The following is a 1,687-nucleotide window of genomic DNA, read 5'->3' on the forward strand; positions in this document are numbered from 1 at the left end:
CCGCCTGCAACACCACCAGGTCGGCCGGCCGGCCGACCGCCAGCCCGTATCCGTCCAGCCCGATCACCCGCGCCGCATCGCCCGTCACCGCGTCGAAACAGCCGCGCAAATCCGCCTCGCCCATCAGATGGCCGACATGCGCGCCCATCGCCGCGACCTCCAGCATGTCGTGGCTGCCCAGCCGGTACCAGGGATCCATCACGCAATCATGGCCGAAGGCGACCGGCAGGCCGGCCGCGCGCAATTCCCGCACCCGGGTCATGCCCCGCCGCTTGGGATAAGTGTCATAGCGGCCCTGCAGGCTGATATTGATCAGCGGATTGGCCACCACCCCCAGGCCGGCCTGCGCCATCAGCGCGATCAGCTTGTCGGCATAGGCATTGTCCATCGAATGCATCGAGGTCAGGTGCGAACCGGTCACCCGCCCCTGCAGCCCGAACCGCACGGTCTCGGCGGCCAGCGTCTCGACATGGCGCGAGGCCGGATCGTCGGTCTCGTCGCAATGCATGTCCACCGGCAGGCCGCGCTCGGCCGCGATCCGGCACAATGCCGCAATCGAGGCCGCGCCGTCGGCGGCGGTGCGCTCGAAATGCGGGATGCCGCCCACGACGTCCACCCCCATCTCCAGCGCCCGCGCCAGCAGCGCCGGCGCCGCCGGATTGCGCAGATATCCATCCTGCGGAAAGGCCACCAGTTGGATCTGCAGCCAGGGCCGCATGTCGGCGCGCAATTGCAGCAGCGCCCGCACCGCGCGCAGGTGCGGATCGCCGATATCGACATGGCTGCGGATCGCCAGATTGCCCTGGGCGATGGCGATCCGGCACAGGCGATGCGCCCGGTCGTACAGGTCGGCCTCGTCCATCTCCCGCTTGAATTCGCCCCACAGCGCGATCCCTTCCAGCAGGGTGCCGCTGGCATTATGGCGCGGCCGGCCGGCCGACAGCGTGCTGTCCAGGTGGAAATGCGCATCGACGAAGGGCGGCGTGACCAGATGCCCCGCGCAATCCATCTCCTGCCGGGCGGCGGCGTCGATCCGGGGCGCGATGGCGGCGATCCGCCCGCCATCGATCGCAATATCCACCCTCCGCCCATCCGCCAGGCGCCCCCGGCGCAGAATCAGGTCGAACACCGGGTCGAACACCGAGTCAAATATCGGATCGGGCATCACGCAATCTCCGGCACCGGCCGGGCCACGCGGCCGCGCCGGACCAACAGCGCCTGCCCGGCCGCCGCGGCCACGAACCCGACCAGATAGCCGATATCCACCCCGCCCAGCGCCCGCGCCACCGGCCCGGTATAAAGCGGGGTGGCCGAAAACAGCAGGATGGTCAGCACCGTCACCCCCACGAACAGGCTCGCCCCCGGCGCCCACCCGTCCGGCGCATCGTCACGGGGGCGCGCACGACCGCGACCATACCAGTCGGCCAGCACGATTCCGCACCAGGGTGCGATCCAGTACAGCGCCAGCAGCAGGTAATTCTCGTACAGGGCCGCGAACCGCCCCGCTCCCGCGACCGACAGCAGATAGGCCAGGCCCGCCGTCACCCCGGCGCTCAGCGGACGGCTCAGGCGGATGCCGGCGGACATCAGGGCATAGGCGGCGGTATTGTCGTTGGCGGCATTGATCGCCACCGACGACAGCGCGATCGCCGCCAGCGCCAGGGGCGCCAGCGGGCCGGCCAGGTGG

Annotated in this window: 1 protein-coding gene and 1 pseudogene; both read right to left on the reverse strand. The window is 70.4% G+C overall.

Annotated elements, in window-relative coordinates; translation table 11 throughout:
• A partial coding sequence (locus HUK84_RS17155; protein ID WP_218064437.1) for a cytosine deaminase occupies positions 1 to 1,165 on the reverse strand: 1,165 nt, incomplete at its 3' end.
• Positions 1,165 to 1,687: pseudogene (locus HUK84_RS17160) on the reverse strand (hypothetical protein); the annotation flags it as partial. The gene HUK84_RS17155 and the pseudogene HUK84_RS17160, both read right to left, overlap by 1 nt.

Origin of the sequence: Nguyenibacter vanlangensis (genome assembly GCF_013376155.1) — a bacterium.
Taxonomy (GTDB): Bacteria; Pseudomonadota; Alphaproteobacteria; order Acetobacterales; family Acetobacteraceae; genus Gluconacetobacter; species Gluconacetobacter vanlangensis.